The sequence below is a fragment of the Mesorhizobium sp. Arg314 genome (assembly GCF_053714275.1).
Genome location: NZ_JBSKBP010000225.1, coordinates 1 through 581, shown reverse-complemented (window position 1 = coordinate 581; position 581 = coordinate 1). Strand labels below are relative to the sequence as shown.

1 protein-coding gene is annotated in these 581 nt (G+C 61.6%); it reads left to right on the top strand.

Going from position 1 to position 581, the window contains the following annotated elements:
* Positions 1-581: GTP-binding protein (locus ACWGS9_RS35200; protein ID WP_140786395.1), on the top strand; the 581-nt coding region annotated here is incomplete at its 3' end.

The following is a 581-nucleotide window of genomic DNA, read 5'->3' as shown; positions in this document are numbered from 1 at the left end:
ATGGCAAAAGGTAAATTCGAGCGCACCAAGCCGCATGTGAACATTGGCACGATCGGCCACGTCGATCATGGCAAGACGTCGCTGACGGCGGCGATCACGAAGTATTTTGGCGAATACAAGCGCTATGACCAGATCGACGCGGCACCCGAAGAGAAGGCGCGCGGCATCACCATTTCGACGGCGCATGTCGAGTATGAGACGGCCAACCGTCACTATGCCCACGTCGACTGCCCCGGCCATGCCGACTATGTGAAGAACATGATCACCGGTGCCGCGCAGATGGACGGCGCGATCCTGGTTGTGTCGGCCGCCGACGGCCCGATGCCGCAGACCCGCGAGCACATCCTGCTTGCCCGCCAGGTCGGCGTTCCGTCGATCGTGGTGTTCCTGAACAAGGTCGACCAGGTCGACGACGCCGAGCTGCTGGAGCTGGTCGAGCTGGAGGTTCGCGAGCTTCTGTCGAAGAACGAGTTCCCCGGCGACGACATTCCGATCGTCAAGGGTTCGGCGCTGGCTGCGTTGGAAGATTCCAACAAGACCATCGGCGAGGACGCCATCCGCGAGCTGATGGCTCAGGTCGA